We start from the raw sequence: 837 nt of genomic DNA, 5'->3' as shown, positions 1-837 counted from the left end.
AAATCCTGCCGTGATAATGTTCTAATACGTCGGTAATATGATTTTTTAGGTTGTCTTCCGCTTCCGCTTTTGTTCCTTTTGCCATCCAATCGGGAGTCCAATCATGCCATACCAGAACATGGCCATGAACAGGCATTCCGTTTTCCAGCGACCGGTTCACCATTTGATCGGCATAAGACCAGTTATACGCGCCACCGCGGTTTGTTGCCAGAGAAATGGGTTTAAGGCCGTTTTCCGGCGTAATAATATTAAAATTATTTTTAATAAAATTAAAATAATCATTGTCCATATATTTTTTGTTAATGATATTTCCGACAATAAAATCATTTTTATATAATGATCTTTTTATATAAGGCTGAAGGGGCGGCGTGGTTTTTACCAACTGTCTGTTTCTTCGTAAATCGCCGGGGGTAAATCCGAATTCCCGCCTAAAGCTGAGTATATACGCCTGTTCATAGCTAAAACCGTATTCCAAAGCAATGTCCTGAACATTTAAACCGCTGTACAATAAATCCCCTATGCTTGCCGATAATTTTCTGGAGCGTATATATGTTCCTATCGACTTTTTAAACATTTGCTTAAACAGCCTCTGTAAATGGACTGATGACAGGGAAAAATCATCCGCCAGAATATCCGCGTTGATATCATCTTTGAGGTTGTTTTCAATTTCGTCCAGGACGCCTTCTAAAACGTCGTTTGATTTACGCATTTTATTTCTAATTAAATATATATTAAAAGTTAATAATAAAATGAACATTTTTGATCATTTTTATTAAAAAGCAATTTTGGAACAATAAAGTATAAAATATGTTATATTATAACAGGTAGGATATAACA

Annotated in this window: 1 protein-coding gene; it reads right to left on the bottom strand. The window is 35.6% G+C overall.

The genetic code is table 11. The features are described from left to right. A partial coding sequence (locus ACYVRA_RS07575) for an endo-1,4-beta-xylanase (protein WP_461252133.1) occupies positions 1-709 on the bottom strand: 709 nt, incomplete at its 3' end. Positions 710-837: the final 128 nt, after the last annotated feature.

Source organism: Treponema sp. R8-4-B8 (genome assembly GCF_054786175.1).
The sequence above is the reverse complement of the archived record's forward strand: the minus strand, read 5'-3'. Positions and strand labels throughout refer to the sequence as shown.